The 19237-nt window shown below is 47.8% G+C and carries 15 protein-coding genes; 1 reads left to right on the top strand and 14 read right to left on the bottom strand.

The window, feature by feature from the left end; all coding sequences use genetic code 11:
• Positions 1-75: 75 nt before the first annotated feature.
• From HPY28_RS09080 to HPY28_RS09020, 13 genes are all read right to left on the bottom strand, one after another.
• Entirely contained in the window at positions 76-552 is a 477-nt protein-coding gene (locus HPY28_RS09080; protein WP_017251015.1) for a PilZ domain-containing protein, read from the bottom strand.
• A gap of 77 nt (positions 553-629) precedes the next feature.
• Complete coding sequence (locus HPY28_RS09075) at positions 630-803, bottom strand: hypothetical protein (protein ID WP_174225728.1); 174 nt, start codon at positions 801-803, stop codon at positions 630-632.
• 90 nt (positions 804-893) lie between these two features.
• Positions 894-2144: a GNAT family N-acetyltransferase gene (locus HPY28_RS09070; RefSeq protein ID WP_174230449.1), complete on the bottom strand. Its 1251-nt coding sequence runs from the start codon at positions 2142-2144 to the stop codon at positions 894-896.
• Positions 2145-2292: 148 nt separating this feature from the next.
• Positions 2293-3729: an MDR family MFS transporter gene (locus HPY28_RS09065; RefSeq protein WP_174230448.1), complete on the bottom strand. Its 1437-nt coding sequence runs from the start codon at positions 3727-3729 to the stop codon at positions 2293-2295.
• 155 nt (positions 3730-3884) lie between these two features.
• Positions 3885-4514 carry an NUDIX hydrolase gene (locus HPY28_RS09060; protein ID WP_174230447.1) on the bottom strand — a complete coding sequence of 210 codons (630 nt, stop codon included), beginning with the start codon at positions 4512-4514 and terminating at the stop codon, positions 3885-3887.
• A gap of 127 nt (positions 4515-4641) precedes the next feature.
• The gene (locus tag HPY28_RS09055) at positions 4642-6216 is read right to left on the bottom strand and encodes a glutathione ABC transporter substrate-binding protein (RefSeq protein WP_174230446.1); all 1575 of its coding nucleotides are present in this window, start codon (positions 6214-6216) and stop codon (positions 4642-4644) included.
• Between the two features lie 833 nt (positions 6217-7049).
• On the bottom strand, positions 7050-8267 hold the full coding sequence (locus HPY28_RS09050; protein ID WP_174230445.1) for an amidohydrolase family protein: 1218 nt from the start codon (positions 8265-8267) through the stop codon (positions 7050-7052).
• 36 nt (positions 8268-8303) lie between these two features.
• Positions 8304-9878, bottom strand: coding sequence for a glutathione ABC transporter substrate-binding protein (locus HPY28_RS09045; protein WP_174230444.1), 1575 nt, complete (start codon positions 9876-9878; stop codon positions 8304-8306).
• A 99-nt stretch (positions 9879-9977) separates the two neighbouring features.
• Positions 9978-11564, bottom strand: coding sequence for a glutathione ABC transporter substrate-binding protein (locus tag HPY28_RS09040; RefSeq protein ID WP_174230443.1), 1587 nt, complete (start codon positions 11562-11564; stop codon positions 9978-9980).
• Between the two features lie 317 nt (positions 11565-11881).
• The gene (locus HPY28_RS09035) at positions 11882-13486 is read right to left on the bottom strand and encodes a glutathione ABC transporter substrate-binding protein (RefSeq protein ID WP_173622357.1); all 1605 of its coding nucleotides are present in this window, start codon (positions 13484-13486) and stop codon (positions 11882-11884) included.
• A gap of 520 nt (positions 13487-14006) precedes the next feature.
• Positions 14007-14639, bottom strand: a complete 633-nt coding sequence (locus HPY28_RS09030; protein WP_174230442.1) for a sterol desaturase family protein — start codon at positions 14637-14639, stop codon at positions 14007-14009.
• A gap of 25 nt (positions 14640-14664) precedes the next feature.
• Entirely contained in the window at positions 14665-15381 is a 717-nt protein-coding gene (locus tag HPY28_RS09025) for a GntR family transcriptional regulator (protein WP_174230441.1), read from the bottom strand.
• A 177-nt stretch (positions 15382-15558) separates the two neighbouring features.
• Entirely contained in the window at positions 15559-16632 is a 1074-nt protein-coding gene (locus HPY28_RS09020) for a branched-chain amino acid aminotransferase (RefSeq protein ID WP_174230440.1), read from the bottom strand.
• 231 nt (positions 16633-16863) lie between these two features.
• On the opposite strand from HPY28_RS09020, the gene HPY28_RS09015 reads away from it, so the two are divergent.
• Positions 16864-17646 carry an SDR family oxidoreductase gene (locus HPY28_RS09015; protein WP_174230439.1) on the top strand — a complete coding sequence of 261 codons (783 nt, stop codon included), beginning with the start codon at positions 16864-16866 and terminating at the stop codon, positions 17644-17646.
• Between the two features lie 50 nt (positions 17647-17696).
• Here the strand turns inward: HPY28_RS09015 and HPY28_RS09010 are convergent, their stop codons facing one another.
• Positions 17697-19166 carry an amidohydrolase family protein gene (locus HPY28_RS09010; RefSeq protein ID WP_174230438.1) on the bottom strand — a complete coding sequence of 490 codons (1470 nt, stop codon included), beginning with the start codon at positions 19164-19166 and terminating at the stop codon, positions 17697-17699.
• Positions 19167-19237 lie beyond the last annotated feature (71 nt).

The following is a 19237-nucleotide window of genomic DNA, read 5'->3' as shown; positions in this document are numbered from 1 at the left end:
CTTATCACTGCGTTTGTTTTGTGTCAAACAAAAAAGCTCCCTGTTGTGTATTTGCACAACAGAAAGCCTCTTTGTCTATGCTTCACTGGCTCGCATCGCAAGACTTGCTTGGGCCAGCTCTTTTAAAAATACCAGGCGATCGCCTTTATAGAAACGCCCCTCTGTTGATGTCCGGTTTTGCCGATAGCGGATCGCCAAGCGGTTTACCATACGATTGATCTCCAGATGCTGTTCCTCTTCCATTGTAAAACGTACGGCGTATTCGTAATAGTCCGTTTCCCACGGAATCGTGCGAACGACGTGGCCGTACATTTTCAGAGCCTGTCCGCACAATTCCGTCGCAAACTGCAGAACGAGCTGGTCATTGGCTGGCATTTTGAGATGAGAGAGAAATCGAAGTCCACCTGCTCCGATATCCTCGATCAATACCTGTGTGCTCCCAATCTCCATGGTTTTCCCTTTGATCAGCACAATAGTCATGTCTGCACAGAGGGCGTATTCTAGACGTAAGCGAAAAAATTCACGTTGATGCCCCTCTGATCTACCTGGCATTGTCTTCTCCTTCTTTCTCTTCTCATAGTGGGTAATACGCAAAAGAAAGAGCGCCTGTCACCTTGGCGCCTTTCTTTTTATTTTTTGGGCTTTCGGTATTTGATCTCCTTCTCTTTCACCTGAAAGCGATTCCATAATTCTCTCTCATCATGTGTGATGGAATCATGCCTTTCCAGCCGGAAGAGGAGTCTAACGACCACCCAAACAATCAAAAGAAACGCAAAAAAGATAACCAGTGTAAGAAAGATCATATAACCTGCCTCCTCCCATTTACTAACAACATATGGGAGGAAGCAAAATAAGATAACCAAATGTGTCAAAAACGTGACAAATCCTCTTGTTTAGCAGGTAGTCACACATCGCGGCTTCTCGGGAACACCAAACAGCCTATCCAAAATCGGAAGCTTTTCTGGAGCATCCAGCTCCAATTGGCCGTATTGATACAGCTTGTGGGCAGTTACTACCCCCATCACGAGTGAAGAAAAATCCGAAATATCTAGCTGCACCGCAACGTCAGGCTCCACTGCCTCCCTTAGTTCCGGACGACCATCGATAAACTTGATGAGCCATGTTCCTGCATTCTCAGGCAGAAACGAATCGCGGATCGTCAGCTTCACATTTACCGTTTCCGAACCAAAATGGTGGTGGGACAGCTGACGGAAAAATCCCGGCACATCAATGATCCGATACATCAGACCGACTCCAGATGCATGACTCTCATGATAGATGCTCCACAACATTGTATCCGTTCCATTACCCGGATCAGATAACAACAAGTGAAAGTCTTCATCCGGCGTCGTGAACTCAATCCGTTGAATCTGATCGGCTTGACTACGAAGGAAAGAGAGCAATTGCGCGAGTGCTTCGCGGTTCTCATACTGAAGCTCTCTTACTTCTATGTTGTTGAAGAGTTTGTTTTTTTCATGGGCGCCATGGAATTGGAAAGCGAGATAGCCTTCTAACCTTCCTTCCTTTTTGTAGCCGACGACAATCATTTCTGGAACATCGAGGAGTCTGTCCCAGTCCCGCTCTGTTCGCTTAATCATGCCATGTGTTTCACGGGCGATTCGATGATAGCAAGCAGACAGTTCTTCTTTGTCCTCTTTTCCTATATAGACGATTTTGTCCTTGCCTACAAACGGCAGGCTGGACGGCTTGAACTTGTATTGGTGAACCTTGGTCCCTACTCCAAAACCCATTTGCTTGTAAAAATCAACACGAAACGGATAGAGAGAGACCAGCGAGATTCCCCTCTCCCGATAGCTGGAAAGAAAACCTCGCAGCATCGACATGGCCACTTTTTCCTTTTTATGCAAAAGGTCTACGGCGACCAGCCCAATCCCGCCAGTCAAAAGCGGTGTACCATGAACATTCATAGGAAAATCGTACCATTTCATAATCCCCACTAGTCGTCCATCACGGTAGCATCCGTGGTAGCTGACATGTGGGTCGTTTTCGATCGTCTCCCTTACGCGTTCGGCAAATCGCTGTCTGCTCTCTGCACCCAGTAGATTGCTTCCAGGGTAGCTCATCGCTGCAATCCTAACGACCTCATCGATATCGTCAATGGAAACTGGTCGAATCTCCTCCATCGTCCCATGCACTCCTGTCCGCAAGAATTTGGGCATCTAGGAAAATAGTATCGATGAATGTACCAACTGGCAATATGTAGTTTGTATTTTTTGGAAAACTGTAACCAATTATTTGAAAAACGCCCGCACTCGGCGGACGTCTTTGAATTTAGTGTGTCTGTTTGACTCGGTTTCCTTTTGCGATCACAAGCGTCAGAACAAAGCTGGCTATCGCAAGCACTAAGGTGCCTGTGAAGACTACATGAACACCACTAGCCAACAAGTCTCGGATCTGTGCCAGCTGTGCCACTGGAATCGATCCGTGTTCAAACGAGGCCCCTAAATTCGCATGACCACTTGCTACAGTCACCATGTTGAACAACATTCCGAATACAGCTGCCCCGAAGGTTTGGCTAAATGTACCCGTGAACGTATTGAGGGCAACCGCTGTGCCCCTCTTGTCTACTGCAACGGACGATTGAATTTTTACCATGATGATCGGAGAAATGAGTCCCATTCCCAAACCAATTAAGCCTACAGCCACATAAATGAGGTATCCCGCTGACTGAGCGGACAGGAAGCTCAACAATGTTGTCGCTACCGTCAGAACGGCAGTTCCTGCGACAAACAGCTGTTCAGCTCGCAGCTTGCCTAACAAGTTCCCTGCAAGGATAGAGCCGATCGTCCAGCAAACCGGCATCGGTGTCAGGACAAAGCCAGCCATTGTCGCACTTTCTCCCAAGACTCCCTGGCTCCAGATCGGCAAGTAAACCACCATGCTGATGACAATTCCATTGGTCAAGAGTGTCAGCAAATTGATCATGGTCACGTTTCGATTGGTAAAAAGCGACAGCGGAATCAGCGGCTCAGGCGATTTCTTTTCCACTGATACAAAGATTAGATAGCTCACCAATGCAAATACGATCAAGGAAATCGTCACCGAACTGGTCCAGGATTGATTTTGGCTACCTGTTAACAAGGCATACAACAAAGCGATGGTCCCGACCGAAAAAATAAGCGCGCCCGGATAATCGATATGACGCTTTTCTTTGACGGCAAGCTTTTCCTTATACATAAAGACGAGCATGAAAAACGATACGAGGCCAAAAGGCAAGTTAAGAAAAAAGATATAACGCCACGTCAGTGTATCGACCAAAAATCCTCCAACCAACGGACCTGCCACACCGGACAGTCCCCATACAGCACTAATCCAGCCCTGCGCTTTTGCTCTGGCAGTCTGCTCGGTGTACAAATCTCCGATGATGGTCATCGTAATCGGCATGACTGAACCTGCACCCAAGCCTTGAATGGCACGGAAAACAATGAGCTGCCACATCGACGTCGCCACTCCACAGAGCGTGGAACCTAACAAAAAGATACCGATACCGATTAACAATACGTTTTTTCGGCCAAATAAATCAGCCAGCTTGCCGTAAATGGGAGCAGATACGGCAGTGGCAAGCATGTAGATGGCATATACCCAGCTCACCTGTTCAAAGCCTGCCAAATCACTCGTAATGCGCGGTACGGCTGTACTCACAATCGTTCCTTCCATCGCAGCAAGGAATGTCGAGAGCATTAGGGCAATCATAATCTGTAGTCTCATCTCGATCTCCTCTCTCTATCTACGCATGATTGCGAGCAGTGAAAAAGCATTGTCTAGTATATCACATTAGAGAACGTGTCTTCGCCAATCTTTCTCGCCCAACGAAAAACCTCGTCTTGTCGATGACAAGCGAGGCATTGTTTTTCCGATCAGGGTTATCGATAGGCTGCGCGTAGTTTCACTGCTGCAAACACCTGCTGGTAATAATGCACTTCATGTGGAACAAAGTCAGGTTTTGCCGCGATCATCGCTGTATCTTTTTGCTCACCATTTTCCAATAGCAAAAATCCAATCACCGTTATCTGCCCGATTTCGTTCGCAAACAACCGCTCGAGCTCTTGCAGATTGACCCAAAAGAGCCCCGTGACTTCTTCTTCCTGTACACGGTACGCACGTAAGGGTTGATCGCATTCATACAAAAAGGTATGGCACATTTCCTTATCAATGATGGAGGGGGCAACCGTTACATCACGAATCACGCCTAGCTTGTCCAATTCCTCAAAGCCCACGGACAAGCCCAGCTCCTCCTCCAATTCCCGCACGCCGTCACATGGCTGTTCCGAAGCGAGAAGATGACCAGCAGAGGTAATGTCGAGCAAGTTCGGACAAGTATCCTTTTGTGGATGTCTTTTTTGGAACAACAATTCGATCTGTTCATCTACTACACGGTAAATCCAGCAGTGAAAGGTTTGGTGCCACAGCCCCAAGCGGTGTACTTCGCTACGCGCTTCAACCCCGATGTGCTGTCCTGCTTCGTCAAATATGTCTAGCTGCTCTTCCTGCATGTTTTCCACCCCATGACTTGTCTCTTGCGCTTTTCTTTTCCCCAAGTTACATTCCCGGTCCAGATCGTGAATTCCTCTCTATGGACGAAAGAAGGGACAGCGACAAACGCCATCCCTTCTATCACCATTAGTTGATCGATACTTCATCTAGCATCAAGTAGCCAACAGGGCTCAGCCAGAAGCCATTTACATTCTTGGATGTAACCGCCACATGGTCAATCGTGCGGATGGGAAGGATCGGTACTTCCTTCAGCTCGATTTCTTGCAGCTTTGCGTAAATTTCATTACGTTTTTGCGTATCTTTTTCGCGACGTCCTTCTTCAATCAGCTTGTCCACCTCTGGGTTGTTGTAGAACGCCATGTTACCGGCGCTGCCTTTCGAAGTGCTGTGGAAGACGTTGTACTGGTTGTAGTCGCCATCCCCTGTTGCATTGCCCCAGCCCCCGATGAACATCGCATGCTCACCATTGTCTGTGTGCTCCAGATACGCACCGTATTCCATTACTTTGATCTCCAAATCAATGCCGATACCTTTCAACTGTGACTGGATGACTTCTGCTACGTTCATGCGCTCTTTACGGTCATCTGTCACGATGGACGTTTTGAAGCCGTTCGGGTAACCTGCTTCTGCGAGCAGTGCTTTTGCTGCATTGACGTCATACGAGTAATCCTGGAGATTCGGGTTATAGCCAATTACTTTTGGTGACATTGAGGAAACCGCTTGTGTCCCTACATTGTTGTATACCCCTTGTACAATGGCTTGCTTTTCGATAGCATGCGCGACAGCTTGACGTACGCGTACATCATCAAATGGCTTCTTCTGCACGTTAAAGCCGATATAATCCACACCCAAGCCTTCTGCACGTACCATGTTCATGCCAGGAGATGCCTGTGCGCGCTCTACTTCTGTCACAGGAAGCTGGTCGCCGATGTGCGCTTCGCCTGCTTCGATCATCGCTACACGGGTCGTATCTTCTGGAACGACCTTGTACAATACTTCATCTACCTTTGGCTTTTCACCCCAGTAGGTATCATTTTTTGCGAGTTTCATATCTTGGCCCGGTGCCCACGATGCGAATTTGAAAGGCCCGGTTCCCACAGGCTGCTTCGCCAATGTATCGGAATGCTCTGCGATTGCTTTCGGGCTGATGATACTTCCTTCTGAGCTAGCCAAGATGGAGAGCAGCGGTGCAAAAGGATACTCCAGCACGAAATGTACGGTCTTGTCATCCACAATCTTGATTTCTTTGATCATGGAGAAGTTGGATGCACGCGGTGATGCAACCTTTGGATCGAGTACACGTTCGAACGTCTTTTTCACAGCGTCTGCTGTAAACGGTGTACCATCGTGGAACGTAACCCCTTCACGAAGCTTAAACTCCCATGTCAGGTCGTCGAGCTGTTTCCATTCAGTAGCGAGTGTAGGCTTGTACTCGCCGTTTTTATCGCGAGAAACCAAGCTCTCATATACTTTTCCATACACATAGTTTGCCGAAGGAATATTGGAGATGAAATGCGGGTCCAGATTGTTGGCGTCTGCTTTGCGGGCTACAATCAGGGTTCCCCCTTCTTTCGGAGCTTCTGCAGCAGTTGTATTTGTCGAACCGGATTGCTCCGATCTTGCACCTCCACATCCAGTCAGCGCAACACTAACCGTCAATGTCAGAGCCAACAAGGAACCGACCATGCGCGTTTTCTTCATTTGTGTCTACCCCCTGTAGAATACTGTCGAAAATTCTGAATGTATTTCTTATTTGCATTATACGGTAGATTTTCAATCGAACCTTTCAGCATCTTTACATCAATTTATAATATTTTTACTTTTATTTAATTTCGTACAGATGGAAAGATACTTGGATTCGTAGCTTCGGTGGAGAAGCGTGTTTCCAGTCTACGCTTCGGCCTACGCCCCGCAAGGGGGAGGACTGTCCGCTCCGGTATGAATGACGGGAGCCGCTTCAAAAGTGGTAGCCTCGATGATGTATTCGCACGTTGAAGCTAAATACGCTCCCATCATTCATCCCTCCGCTTGGTCGGGCTCCAGAGGCGCTCTGACTGGAAACACGCTTCATGGACGTAGCTTTTACTGATTTTCCGATCTGTATATGAAAGGCCATAAGAAAATGATTGAGGGTTCTTGATGATTGTCCTCATTCTAATGAATGGATTTGTTTTAAAATCATTTATAGTTCGTTAAGTAATCTTTTATCATCTTGTATTGCCTGCCTTTCAAGATGTTACAAAAACTACGTTGGAAGAAGTGCATTTCCAGTCCAAGCGCCTCTGGAGCCCAACCCAGCGTAGGAATGAATGGCGGGGAATTTCAGCTTCACTTATGAGATACTTCTTTGAAATTATCTACGTTTGAAGCGCTCCCGCCATTCATTCCGAAGCGGACAGTCTTCTTTACCCCTTGCGGGGCGGAGGCCGAAGCGTAGACTGGAAATGCACTTCTTCCTTCACTACGGCTACTATTACTAACAAATGAAAAATCCGACCTCCCTATGAAGATCGGATCACATTTCTTAAATTTTATTATTTCTGCCAAACCAGCTTGCCCGAGAAAACCACTGCTTCCTTAGGAGATAGTCTAGCCACAGCCTCAGCGGAGCATTTGGCACGGACGAAAACCGCATTTGCCTCATCTCCGACTTTCGGCCAAACCTGATTCCCAGCTTGGTCCAGTGGAGTCACACCACCTGTAACGAATCCCAGTGCTCGCGATAGAGATCGCTCATCGATCCAACGGAACCGTTCAGCCAAACGGTTTGCTTTTTGCAGCATATCTCCGGTTCCAAATGGGTCCCAGTGATCAGTGATGTTGTCATTGCCCAATCCAACATGGACGCCTTTGGCATGAAGCAATGGAATCGGGATGGTCGGCATATCAATGGGCACAGCTGACATGACAGCGATTTGCTGCTCGGCAAAAAGCTCCGCAACCTCTTCTCCCACAGCAGTCGGAACCTCTCCTAGCCCGTAAGCATGACTGACAGTGACTCGACCTTGCCACCCCGCATCCTTCGTCATAGCAGCCAGTTTTTTCATAATATAAACACCCAAATGTCCAGGCTCGTGCAAGTGCAGGTCAATATCCGCATTCGCTTCTACCGCTATGTCCATCATCGTATCAAGAGATTTCTCGATATCATCGTCAAACGTGGCAGGATCGACACCACCGACGAGACCAGCTCCATGCTTCATCGCCTCGCGAACGAGGGAAACAGAATCACTGCGCAGCAACCCATGTTGGGGAAACGCGACAATTTCCCAGGAAAGTTTTTCACGATAAGTTGCCAATGCCTCCAATGTGGCTTCCAGGTTTTTCAGCCCAATGACCGGGTCAATGTTGCAATGGGTTCGTACGTGGGTAGCACCGTGCGATTGCACTAACTCCAGCAGCTTTTCTGCACGCTCACGGGCGACGGGAAGCTGCCGAGGCAACAGTTCCTGCTCTTGTTCGATTCGAAAAAAACGATTGGGAGCAGGAAGAACAGCTTGCCACGGACCTCCATAAAATGTTTTGTCCAAATGAATGTGCATTTCCCGGAAAGAAGGAAGCATCAGTAGACCGTGTGCATCCCATACAGATACCCCATCAGGTATATCCAACGAAGCAGGTACGATTTTCTCCACGCGACCGTCCGTGAGCAAGACATGAAAACGCTCCGTCTTTGTTCCCGTCACGATGCCATTCGCCTCTGTATAACCACATTCCAGACTCGCATTTTTGATCCACAAGCTTTCGTTCATGCTCCGTCTCCATCCTTTCCTCTCTAAATATTTGCGTTACTCAATCGTAATGCCATTGATCATCATGTACCCAGAAGGGCTGATCCAGAAGCCTTTGATGTTTTTGCTGATTGCAGCGACATGCTCAAGATTGCGGATTGGGACGATTGGTGCTTCTTGCTTTTCAATCTCCAACGCCTTTGCATAGATTTGCTTGCGCTTTTCCGTATCCTGCTCGCGGCGCCCTTCTTCGATCAGCTTGTCCACTTCTTTATTCACGTAGAATGTTGTGTTTCCGCCTTTGCCCAAAGAGCTGGAGTGGAACAGATTGTACTGGTTGTAGTCAGCGTCGCCAGTGGCATTGCCCCAGCCACTGATGAACAGCTCTGTTTCACCGTTGTCTTCTGCATCTAAATAAGCTCCGTACTCAAGCACTTTTACCTCTACTTCGATGCCGATCCCCTTTAACTGGGACTGGATCACTTCCGCGGCATTAATTCGTTCCTTGCGATCGCCTGTCCACAAGGTTGTCTTGAAGCCGTCCGGATAACCTGCTTCTTTCAACAGGGCCTTCGCCTTGTTCGGATCAAACTCGTATCCTTTTAACGCCTCATCGTATCCCAGAACTTTCGGACTCATTGCAGAATTCGCTTTCGTTCCGACATCGTTGTACACACCTTTGATGATCGCATCGGTCTCAATCGCATAGTTGATCGCCTGGCGAACACGGACGTCGTCAAACGGTTTTTTCTTTGTATTGAACCCGATGAAGTCTGTCCCCAAGCCCTCTGTCCGGTACAAGCTCATATGAGGGGAATTACTGACACGGTCAATCTCTGTCACCGGCAATGGTTCAGCGATATGCGCCTCTCCCGTCTCGACCATGGCTACGCGTGTCGTGTCCTCTGGTACGACTTTGAAGACGGCCTTCTTGAATTTTACCTTTTCTCCCCAGTAGTTGTCATTTTTCACGAGTACGATCTCTTGGCCAGGTGTCCATGATTCGAATACGAACGGCCCTGTACCGACGGGATGTTTGCTCAGGTCCTTGCCGTATTGCTCAATTGCTTTTGGACTAATGATACTACCTTCGTGGTTGGCGAGGATCGACAGTAATGGGGAATACGGGTAGGCTAGCTTGAAATGGACGGTGTAATCATCCACTACCTTGACTTCCGATACCATCTTGAACTGAGACGCGCGTGGAGAGGCGACCTTTTCATCATCGAGGACCCGTGCGAATGTTGCTTTCACCGCCTCGGCGTTAAACGGCGTACCATCGTGGAAATGAACTCCCTGACGCAGCTTGAACTCCCAGGTGACATCGTCCAATTGCTTCCATTCCGTGGCTAGCATCGGTTTGAATGCCATGTTATCATCTCGCTGGACAAGACCTTCGTACACTTTGTGATGAACGACACTCGCTGCATTGATCGCTGAAATAAAGTGCGGGTCTAGATTGTTTGCGTCTGACTGGCGCGCAATCACCAGCGTCTGATCTGTTGCTGGAGCTTCCTTCGCAGTCGGAGTTCCTGCCGCACCTTGCTCTGTACCCGATGAACAGCCTGTAAGCACGAGGCCAACGCTCAGGATACCTGCCAGCATTGAACCTATCATTTTTTGTTTTTTCATAGACTCGCCCCCATTTACTTCTTCTTTGTATAATCAATCAGCATAGCTCGTTCCCAGTGGGCGAAGCTATGCTGATCATGAAGCATTTTTTGCTGAAAATTATGGCAATGATATATTGTCGATCTCAATGTGTCCTGCTGGGCTAATCCAAACTCCTTCTACACCTTTTTGAATCGCTGCGAGGTTTTCTGAGAAGCGATACGGTACCATTGCCGCTTCGTCCATTTCGATTTGCTGTGCTTTTTCGTAGATTTGCTTCCGTTTTTCTTCGTCTTTCTCTTTGCGGCCCTCATCGATCAGCTTGTCCACTTCCGGATTGCTGTAGAAAGCGTGGTTACCGGCTGCCCCTTGCGACTTCGTGTGGAACAGATTGTATTGGTTGTAGTCTGCATCTCCTGTGGCATTGCCCCAACCACTGAGGAACAATTCTGTTTCGCCTTTGTTAGCTGCTTCAATATAAGCACCGAACTCTAGCACTTTCACTTCCAAATCGATATTGATTTGTTTCAGCTGTTGCTGCAGCACTTCTGCCAAGCTAATCCGTGCCTTGTTATCATTTAAGTAAATGGTTGCTTTGAAACCGTTCGCGTATCCAGCTTCCGCCAACAGCTTTTTGGATTTTTCCAGATCGTAAGGCAAGTCTTTTACATTCGGGCTGTAACCAACCATGGACGGGGTAATGGAAGAATGAGCAACCGTTCCGACATCGTTGTAGACCCCTTGAATGATGGTTTTCTTATCGATCGCATGTGCAATCGCTTGACGAACGCGTACATCATCGAATGGCTTCTTCGAGTTGTTAATTCCGATATGATCGCTAGCGAATGCAGGGTAACGACCAAGTGCCATACTCGGAGAATTTTTCACCCGATCGACTTCTGTCACTGGCAATTGCTCAGCTATATGCGCTTCTCCTGTCTCGACCATCGCGAGTCTGGTCGTATCCTCTGGAACAGTCTTGAAGACGACCTTGTCCAAATTCGGTTTGTCGCCCCAATAACTATCATTTTTCACCAGGACGACTTCTTGACCAGGTGTCCATGATTCGAATTTGTAAGGCCCTGTTCCCGTTGGATGCTTGGTCAACTCTTTCCCATACTGTTCGATCGCTTTTGGTGACAAAATGCCACCCTCTGCACTGGCGAGTACGGACAGGAGTGGTGCGTATGGATAGTGCAGGATGAATTGAACCGTTGTATCATCCACGACCTTTACTTCTTTGATGGCTTCAAACAAATTGGCGCGGTTAGAGCCTACGGCCGGGTCCTGGACACGAGCAATCGTCTTTTTCACAGCTTCCGCATTGAATGGCGTGCCATCGTGGAACGTCACACCAGAGCGAAGCTTGAATTCCCATGTCACATCATCGAGCTGCTTCCATTCGGAAGCGAGTGAGCCTACATATTTGCTTTCTTTGTCCATCCGAACAAGACCCTCGTATACCTTGTGATGAATGATGGCAGCAGAGTTGATTTGCGTTAGAAAATGCGGGTCAAGGTTGTTCGCATCAGACAAACGGGCGATGACGAGTGTCCCGCCTTCTTTGCCGACTGGTGCAGAAGCATTGGTTTGCCCTGAAGAATTGGTACTCCCTCCTGCTTCAGGTGCTTGTGAGCAGACTGCCAACGCTGTAGAAACCGCAACGGTCATGGCAAGCAGCGTCTGGAAAAAGCGCGTCTTTTTCATGTAGTGATCCCCCTCTTTTGTGAAAAACGTCTCGACGTTTTTCATAAATGTTGATGTGACCGCTTGCGGTCAAAAAAACGGTCGTGACCGTTTTTTGCGCCAGATGCACTTGAATATTTTGACCATTCGCGCATATTTCATTTTACCCACTATTCTGTCATTGCATTTTCACTCTCTTTACTTGTATTTTCACTTTCTTTACTCTTTTTTTCACTTTTTCTACTTTTATGCGAACAGTGGTTGTTCAAAAAGTCGACTTTTTGAACAACCACTAAAGAAGACCCTCTCCATTTGTTGGAGAAGGTCTCAAGCTCCTGCTATTGAATCGTCACTTGGCTCACGTCAATGTATCCGGACGGACTGATATACACTCCCTGTACATTTTTCGCAATGGCCGCGAGGTTTTCACTGCTGCGAAATGGCAGCAATGGCACCTCCTCCATCTCGATTTGCTGTGCTTCTGCGTAGATTTCCTTGCGCTTCTCTGGATCTTTCTCCTTACGCCCCGCTTCAATCAACGCATCGACTTTCGGATTATTATAGAAGGAATGGTTTCCTGGCACACCTGCTGACGTGCTGTGGAAGAGGTTGTACTGGTTGTAATCTGCATCCCCGGTCGCATTGCCCCAGCCACTAATGAACATTTGCGCTTCACCTTTTGCCGCCAATTCCAGGTACGCACCGAACTCCATCACTTGAATCTGCAAGTCGATGCCGATTCCCTTCAGCTGGGATTGCAGCACTTCTGCCACATTAATCCGTGCCTTGTTGTCATTGAGATAGATCGTTGCCTTGAATCCGTTGGCGTAGCCTGCTTCGGTGAGCAATTGCTTCGCTTTGTTCAAATCGTATTCCGGCGTTTTAATATTTGGGCTGTAGCCGATGACTTTTGGCCCTAATGACGAGATGGCTACTTTTCCGACATTGTTATAAACCCCTTTAATAATCGCTTCCTTATCGATCGCATGGGCAATGGCCTGACGGACGCGAACATCGTCAAAAGGCTTCTGCTTGACGTTCATCCCGATGTGGTCAACTGCGAATGATTCGAACCGGCCTAAAGACATGCTCTGCGAGTTCTGTACCCTTTCCAGTTCAGTGACCGGTAGTTGTTCTGCGACATGAGCTTCACCTGTCTCCACCATGGCTACACGTGTCGCATCCTCAGGAATGGTCTTGAAAACGACTTTTTCTAGCTTCGGTTGGTTCCCCCAATACTTCTCGTTTTTCACCATGACGATTTCTTGTCCAGGCGTCCATGATTCAAAGATGAACGGCCCCGTTCCTACTGGTTTCTTGGACAACTCTTTGCCAAATTCCTTCATCGCCTTCGGACTGATGATGCCACCCTCTGCACTCGCTAGTACGGACAAGAGCCCTGCGAACGGATAATGTAAAATAATATCTACCTTCAATGGATCGATGACCTTCACTTCTTTAATCATGCCAAACATGTTTGCTTTCGGAGTCGGATTGTCTTTGTCCAAAATACGGTCGATTGTCTTTTTCACAGCTTCCGCATTGAAGGGTTCCCCATCATGGAAGGTAACACCGTCACGCAGTGTAAATTCCCAGGTAACATCGTCTTTTTGCTTCCATTCCTTTGCCAAAAGAGGTTTGTACTCACTATTCCGATCCATCATGACCAGACCTTCATAGAGCTTGTGCTGCGTCACTGCCATGGAATTAATCTGGGTACTGAAATGCGGGTCCAGATTATTCGCATCGGACAAGCGCGCAATAATCAAGGTACCGCCTCCACCCGCTGCGGCCGATGAAGACGCGGGGCTAGTCGAAGCTTGATTGGAGTTGGACGCGGAATTCGTCCCACTGGATGTCTGACCGCCACCACAGCCTGCCAAAACTGTGGAAAGCAAGACAGACAGGGCAAGAATAGATCCTAGCATGTGCTTCTTCTTCACTGTGAATGCCCCCTTATTCTGGATGATAGAATGAAAAGAATATGACATGACTAAATATTACTAATTTTCTTACTATTAATCTTTTCATTATCTTTACCTTTCTTTTCATTTTCTTTACCATGTGGTTTTTGAATGTTCAAAATAACTCTATTGAAGCTAGCTACATAATGGAGGAGAAGAAAAAGCACAGGTCTCTTCGACTCTGACATGCCCGCAAGGGGGATTCACTGGACGTCTCCACTTAAAAAAGGGGACCGTCGAGCCAAAGCCACCCTACGGGCGGACGTTTCTCAAAGAAGAAGTGTTCGACAAGCGTGGTCCCCTTTTTTAAGTTCCGACTGGGTAGGCATTGTCAAGGTCTGCGAGCCCTGTGCTTTTTCTTCTCACTAGCTTTGGCGGTTTTCGATACCTTCTAAAACTTAGAAAGAAAAAACCCATCCCTCAAAAAAGGGTGGGCGTGCAAAAGATGATGGAATGTGCTCTTCTATACGAATACAAATGACGGGCAAAGAAAGAACATTTACAGTTCAACATCTTTGTCCCAGCGTCTTTCCAGATCCCTCACCGTCGAACTTTTCTCGACATCCTGTTCATTCTTGTAAGTTCCCAGGATGACGTCAAAAACAGGGCTGGTAACACCGTACCAATAATGTTCATTTTTGAAGTGATGCCATAGATGGAGCTTTTTCATCCAGCGCCCCCATGGAGATATGGGTTGAACCGGTCGATGGGCGATATAGTGCTTCCATTCATAAAATAGCAGAAATCCTATCACGCCTGTAACAAAGGCATTGGTCACAATCAAGTCGGAAGTAAGCAGAAAACAAATGGCTCCGGTTCCTACAATGAGCGGCAAGCTATACCACACGGGCAAGAACAACAGGTGCAAGTTGTTCGGATCGGCATGATGATCGTAATGTAAGCGCTTTAACAATTGGAGAAAAAATGGATTTCGAGGCGGTTTGAGGTGAAAGAGAAATCGATGAATCAAGTATTCGCTTGCCGCATATCCAATCATTCCCGCCACAAGTGCCACCCATGTTTTCAACACGTACCATTCAGAAATAGTGAAAGACAAGCTAATCAGGAATAGGATGCTCATGATGAGGATATCTGGAAACGTAAAGAATTCTTTCAGAAACTTTGCCTTCAACAGAACGCCCTCCTCTTGTGTTCCTTCACTTACCTTGTTCCATCACGGTTCGGTTTCTCCACAGCTCCAAACTTTTTTCCATTGCCTTTCTGGCTACACGCTCTGCTTCGATGAAATCCCCCTGTAAAGCGACGTTCAACAGTTCATGGTAATAGTGCCAAGATGCCTCGCGGTGTTCTGGGATAAAAAAATACTTTCGTGCCATATTTAGGTAAAAGGAATCAAAACTGTTTACAATCAGTAAATAGATAGGATTTGGGGAAAGTCTCGTCAGATTTTTCTGCAGCTCCCAGTCAAACGCTGCATAAGAATCAGCATCAGGTTTCAGTTGATCGAGATTGGCAAGCAATGCGACTACCTTCGCCTGATGAGCAGCAACTGCGTTACGAATGTAAACAGGCGCCAACGATATCCGCAGTTCCAGCAAGTGCGAAATAAACTCATCTGTAACATCGTCTTGGTTTTGAATGATATGGACAAGGGTCATTATATTGCCTTGATGCCAATAATCGTTGACAATTGCCGGATGTCCTTTCCGCACAGTGATCCAGCCATCTCTTTCCAAGCGTTGCAGTGCTTCTCTAACGGTTGGCCGACCTACCCCGTAGTATTCTGCCAACTCCCGTTCCGGCCGCAGCGTACCTCCTGTAGGATACTCTCGAGTCAAAATTGCCTTGATTAATTTCATCTCAATTTGATCCGACGAGCGTTCTTTCTTTCCCCCTTTTTTCTCCGATGTCATTGTCGCCTCCCTGTAATGATGGTCCTACAACCACTTTTCGTGGTATTACCACAAATGGTAGTATTTTACACTCTCCCCTGTCAAGAGATGAAGTGATTGAACTTTCCTACACGATCAAAAAAGGCATAGCCCTCTTCTGATAAAGAGAAGGCTATGCCTCTTGTGTTACTGGCGTGATTATTCTGTCACTTCTACCGACCAGCCAAACTTGTCTTCACGCTCACCGTACTGGATTCCTGTCATCTCATCGTACAGTCTCGTTGTCAATTCCCCGGTTTTTTCACCGTTAATGATCATCTGATGTCCGTTCCAGTTCAGATCACCGACTGGGGAAATAACAGCCGCTGTTCCGGTACCGAATGCTTCTTCCAGCTCACCGTTGACGTAAGCGGTATGCAGGTCTTCCATGGAAATCCGCTTCTCTACGACTGGAATTCCCCAGTCCTTGAGCAATTGGATGGTCGAATCTCTCGTGATACCCTCGAGAATGCTACCGTTCAATGCTGGGGTCCACACTTCCCCTTTTACCTTGAAGAACACGTTCATGCTGCCTACTTCTTCAATATATTTATTCTCTACACCATCGAGCCACAGCACTTGCTCATAGCCTTTTTCTTTTGCTTCTACTTGTGCTTTCAGACCGCCTGCGTAGTTACCTGCCACTTTTGCGTTTCCTGTTCCGCCTTTTACCGCACGCACGTAGTTGTTTTCTACATAAATTTTCACAGGCTTCATGCCACCCGCATAGTACGCTCCAACTGGAGAGAGCACGATCACCAATTTGTACGTATGCGAAGCGCGCACACCAAAGCATGGCTCTGTCGCAATTACGAAGGGACGAATGTAGAGAGACTGTCCGCTTTCTGTTGGAATCCATTCTTTATCTACCGCTACCAGCTGTTTCAATGCCTCGACCATGAAATCCTCGTCGATCAACGGCATGCTCATACGCTCCAGTGAACGGTTCATACGCTTGAAGTTTTGATCAGGACGGAACAAGCTAACCTTGCCCTCTTCATTGCGATAAGCTTTCAAGCCCTCAAAAACAGCTTGCCCGTAATGGAAAACCATTGCTGCCGGGTCCAATGTCAGCGGAGAGTATGGGACGATTTGTGGATCATGCCATCCTTTACCTTCTGTATAATCCATGGTGAACATATGATCGGTAAAATGAACACCGAACCCCAGCTTGTCAGAAGCTGGTTTCTCTTTTTTCTGTTCTGTCCGGGTAATTGTTAACTGACACTCCATCTTCTACATCTCCCTTAGTATTAAATCCACTATTTGAACAACTTCCTATATATACAAAATAGCAACAATTTTGCATGATTTCCAGCGTAAGTTTCTGCTACCCCTACAATTTATGGTTATTTAGCGAAAACTTCGCAAAATTTTCGTGATCGATTTTTTTCTTCGTAGGCAGGATGAAAGGAATAGGTACCCCGAAAAGAATGGATAGGGACAGAATGAGGAGGGATATGTATGACCACACATCTTCGCTTACACGGAAAAATTGCCATCGTAACAGGAGCCAGCCGCCTTCAAGGGATTGGGGCTGCTATCTGCAAAATGCTGGCCTCACACGGCGCCGATATTTTCCATACGTATTGGACCCCCTATGACCAATCCATGGCGCATGGGATTCAAAAGGATGAACCCGCTATCTTGCAGGAAGAGATCAGACGCTACGGAGTCAGATGTGCGGGAATCGAGATCGACCTGTCACTGCCTGATGCCTACAAGAAGGTGCTCGACACAGCTACAGTACAACTGGGCGAACCAAGCATCCTCGTCAACAACGCTTGCTACTCCACAAGTGACGGCTACGAGGCACTGGATATCGCTAGTTTGGACGCACATTATGCCATCAATGTGCGGGCAACCACAATGCTCAGTGTGGAATTTGCACGTCGCTTCTCTCAACAACGCGGAGGCCGAATCATCAACATGACATCTGGTCAGTCCAAAGGCGCGATGGTCGGTGAGATCGCGTATGCCGCAACAAAAGGAGCCGTGGATGCCCTGACGACGACACTTGCTGCCGAAGTAGCTACGCGAGGGATTACGGTCAACGCTGTAAATCCCGGGCCTACCGACTCAGGCTGGATGAACGACGAAATCAAGCAAAACATTTTGCAACGATTTCCTTTGGGACGGATTGGACAGCCCGAGGATGCAGCGCGTCTTGTCGCTTTTCTGGCAAGTGACGAAGCGGAGTGGATTACCGGACAGATTATTCATTCCGAAGGCGGGTTCATCCGGTAAGTGAAAAAAGCACAATCCGCCGTTTCTAGCAGATTGTGCTTCTGTTCAGGCTATCGTTTGCTCACGATTGGGAAAGAAGGCTTGAACAGCTCTTTTTCGCCCAGCTGTTGATAGTCGCGCTCGACGTAGCCCAGACGCATTTTGTCAAAGTAGCGCTGTCCCTTTGCTTTGATCTCTTCCAGATCAACTCCTGGCAAGAGGCGGTCTTTCATTACGGTGCGTCCAGCGATGATGGAGAGCTTCACATCACGACCTGAGCCACACGTGATAATCGTACGGATTGGATCATCAACCGCACCCATGTGGAAACCGTCCAAATCGATGGCAATGATATCTGCTTTTGCCCCCGGCGCTAATCGGCCCAGATCATCTCTGCCGAGGAAACGTGCTCCGCCCAATGTCGCTGCACGGTAAATATCCGCATAGCTGGAATCTGCGACATCGCCTTCCACCAAGCGGGAAAGCATGCTGGCTGTGCGAATGTTTTGGATGAAGTCAGGCGGGAACGTATCGGTTCCAATCGCGATGTTGACGCCACGACGCTTGTAACGGGCAAACGATTCGAGTGCCTCGCCATGACGACCAACTACAAGCGGGCAGTGAATCACGGTCGTACCTGTCTCTTGCAGGATCGCCAAATCGTCTCCCTCTCCGAATTTCGCTTTACTAAAGCCTGGAATGAAATGTGCGTGCGGAATTGCCGTTTTCTTTCCAAGGAAGCCGATCTTATTCAGGAACTGAATCGGTGATTGGTTGTGACGACGATAGATTTCCGTATATTCATAGAGACCTTGTGCAGCATGCAGACGGATAGGACATCCGAGCTCCTCGCTGTAGCGCTTTGTGTTGATCAAGTTCTCTACAGACTGTGACTCGATTCGCTCTGGCGCCAGCATTCCACGGATGAGTCCGTTGTGAGCCCCATCGAAATCTTTGACAAATTGTACAGCTCGCTCCAGACCTGCTTGTCCTTCTGCTTCATTCCACAGTACTTCGATCTCTCCATTTGCCTTCACGACACGCATGCCGGATTGATAGCTCGGCCCCATGTACATACGCAATCCCAAGCGTCCTGCATGATCGGCTGCGGCTGCCAGCTCCTCATACGTTTCCGCCCAGCGCTTGTAGAAGACCGATGTAATCGGCATCGCTGTCGTTACCCCGTTTAGAATCAATTGGCTGTAAGCGTAAAGAGATTTGAACGCCTCTTCCTCAGGGGTCATTACCTCATGGTAGCCTTTGCGGTAGTAGTCTTCTGACCAAAGCATGTTTTTGTTTCTAGCAGGAGCTTGCTCCAGATGTACGATGTCGTGATCAATGTCCCCCAACGCATTCAGGTCAATGAAGCCCGGACTGACTACTGCATTGCCAGCATCGATCACTTCATCTACCTCGCCATCAAAATGGTGCCCCACATACACAATGGTGTCATTCTCGTAAACGACTTCCCCATCTGTGATAATCACATGATCTTCGCCGTCAAAACCGATGACATATTTTGCGGTTATTTTCTTTTTCATGATGATCCTCCCTGCTCTTTCTCGTTCCGGCCTCTTCACTCCATTGTATCCTTCGTTATTATAGGAAATAT

The sequence above is a fragment of the Brevibacillus sp. HB1.2 genome, from assembly GCF_013332495.1.
GTDB classification, from domain to species: domain Bacteria; phylum Bacillota; class Bacilli; order Brevibacillales; family Brevibacillaceae; genus Brevibacillus; species Brevibacillus porteri.
The sequence above is the reverse complement of the archived record's forward strand: the minus strand, read 5'-3'. Positions and strand labels throughout refer to the sequence as shown.

Excerpts from the sequence above, each read along its gene's own strand:
- HPY28_RS09080 (WP_017251015.1), bottom strand. The coding sequence starts at position 552 with ATGCCAGGTAGATCAGAGGGGCATCAACGTGAATTTTTTCGCTTACGT.
- HPY28_RS09040 (WP_174230443.1), bottom strand. The coding sequence starts at position 11,564 with ATGAAAAAGACGCGCTTTTTCCAGACGCTGCTTGCCATGACCGTTGCG.
- HPY28_RS09060 (WP_174230447.1), bottom strand. The coding sequence starts at position 4,514 with ATGCAGGAAGAGCAGCTAGACATATTTGACGAAGCAGGACAGCACATC.
- HPY28_RS09065 (WP_174230448.1), bottom strand. The coding sequence starts at position 3,729 with ATGAGACTACAGATTATGATTGCCCTAATGCTCTCGACATTCCTTGCT.
- HPY28_RS09020 (WP_174230440.1), bottom strand. The coding sequence starts at position 16,632 with ATGGAGTGTCAGTTAACAATTACCCGGACAGAACAGAAAAAAGAGAAA.
- HPY28_RS09025 (WP_174230441.1), bottom strand. The coding sequence starts at position 15,381 with ATGACATCGGAGAAAAAAGGGGGAAAGAAAGAACGCTCGTCGGATCAA.
- HPY28_RS09075 (WP_174225728.1), bottom strand. The coding sequence starts at position 803 with ATGATCTTTCTTACACTGGTTATCTTTTTTGCGTTTCTTTTGATTGTT.
- HPY28_RS09015 (WP_174230439.1), top strand. The coding sequence starts at position 16,864 with ATGACCACACATCTTCGCTTACACGGAAAAATTGCCATCGTAACAGGA.
- HPY28_RS09055 (WP_174230446.1), bottom strand. The coding sequence starts at position 6,216 with ATGAAGAAAACGCGCATGGTCGGTTCCTTGTTGGCTCTGACATTGACG.
- HPY28_RS09070 (WP_174230449.1), bottom strand. The coding sequence starts at position 2,144 with ATGGAGGAGATTCGACCAGTTTCCATTGACGATATCGATGAGGTCGTT.
- HPY28_RS09010 (WP_174230438.1), bottom strand. The coding sequence starts at position 19,166 with ATGAAAAAGAAAATAACCGCAAAATATGTCATCGGTTTTGACGGCGAA.
- HPY28_RS09050 (WP_174230445.1), bottom strand. The coding sequence starts at position 8,267 with ATGAACGAAAGCTTGTGGATCAAAAATGCGAGTCTGGAATGTGGTTAT.
- HPY28_RS09045 (WP_174230444.1), bottom strand. The coding sequence starts at position 9,878 with ATGAAAAAACAAAAAATGATAGGTTCAATGCTGGCAGGTATCCTGAGC.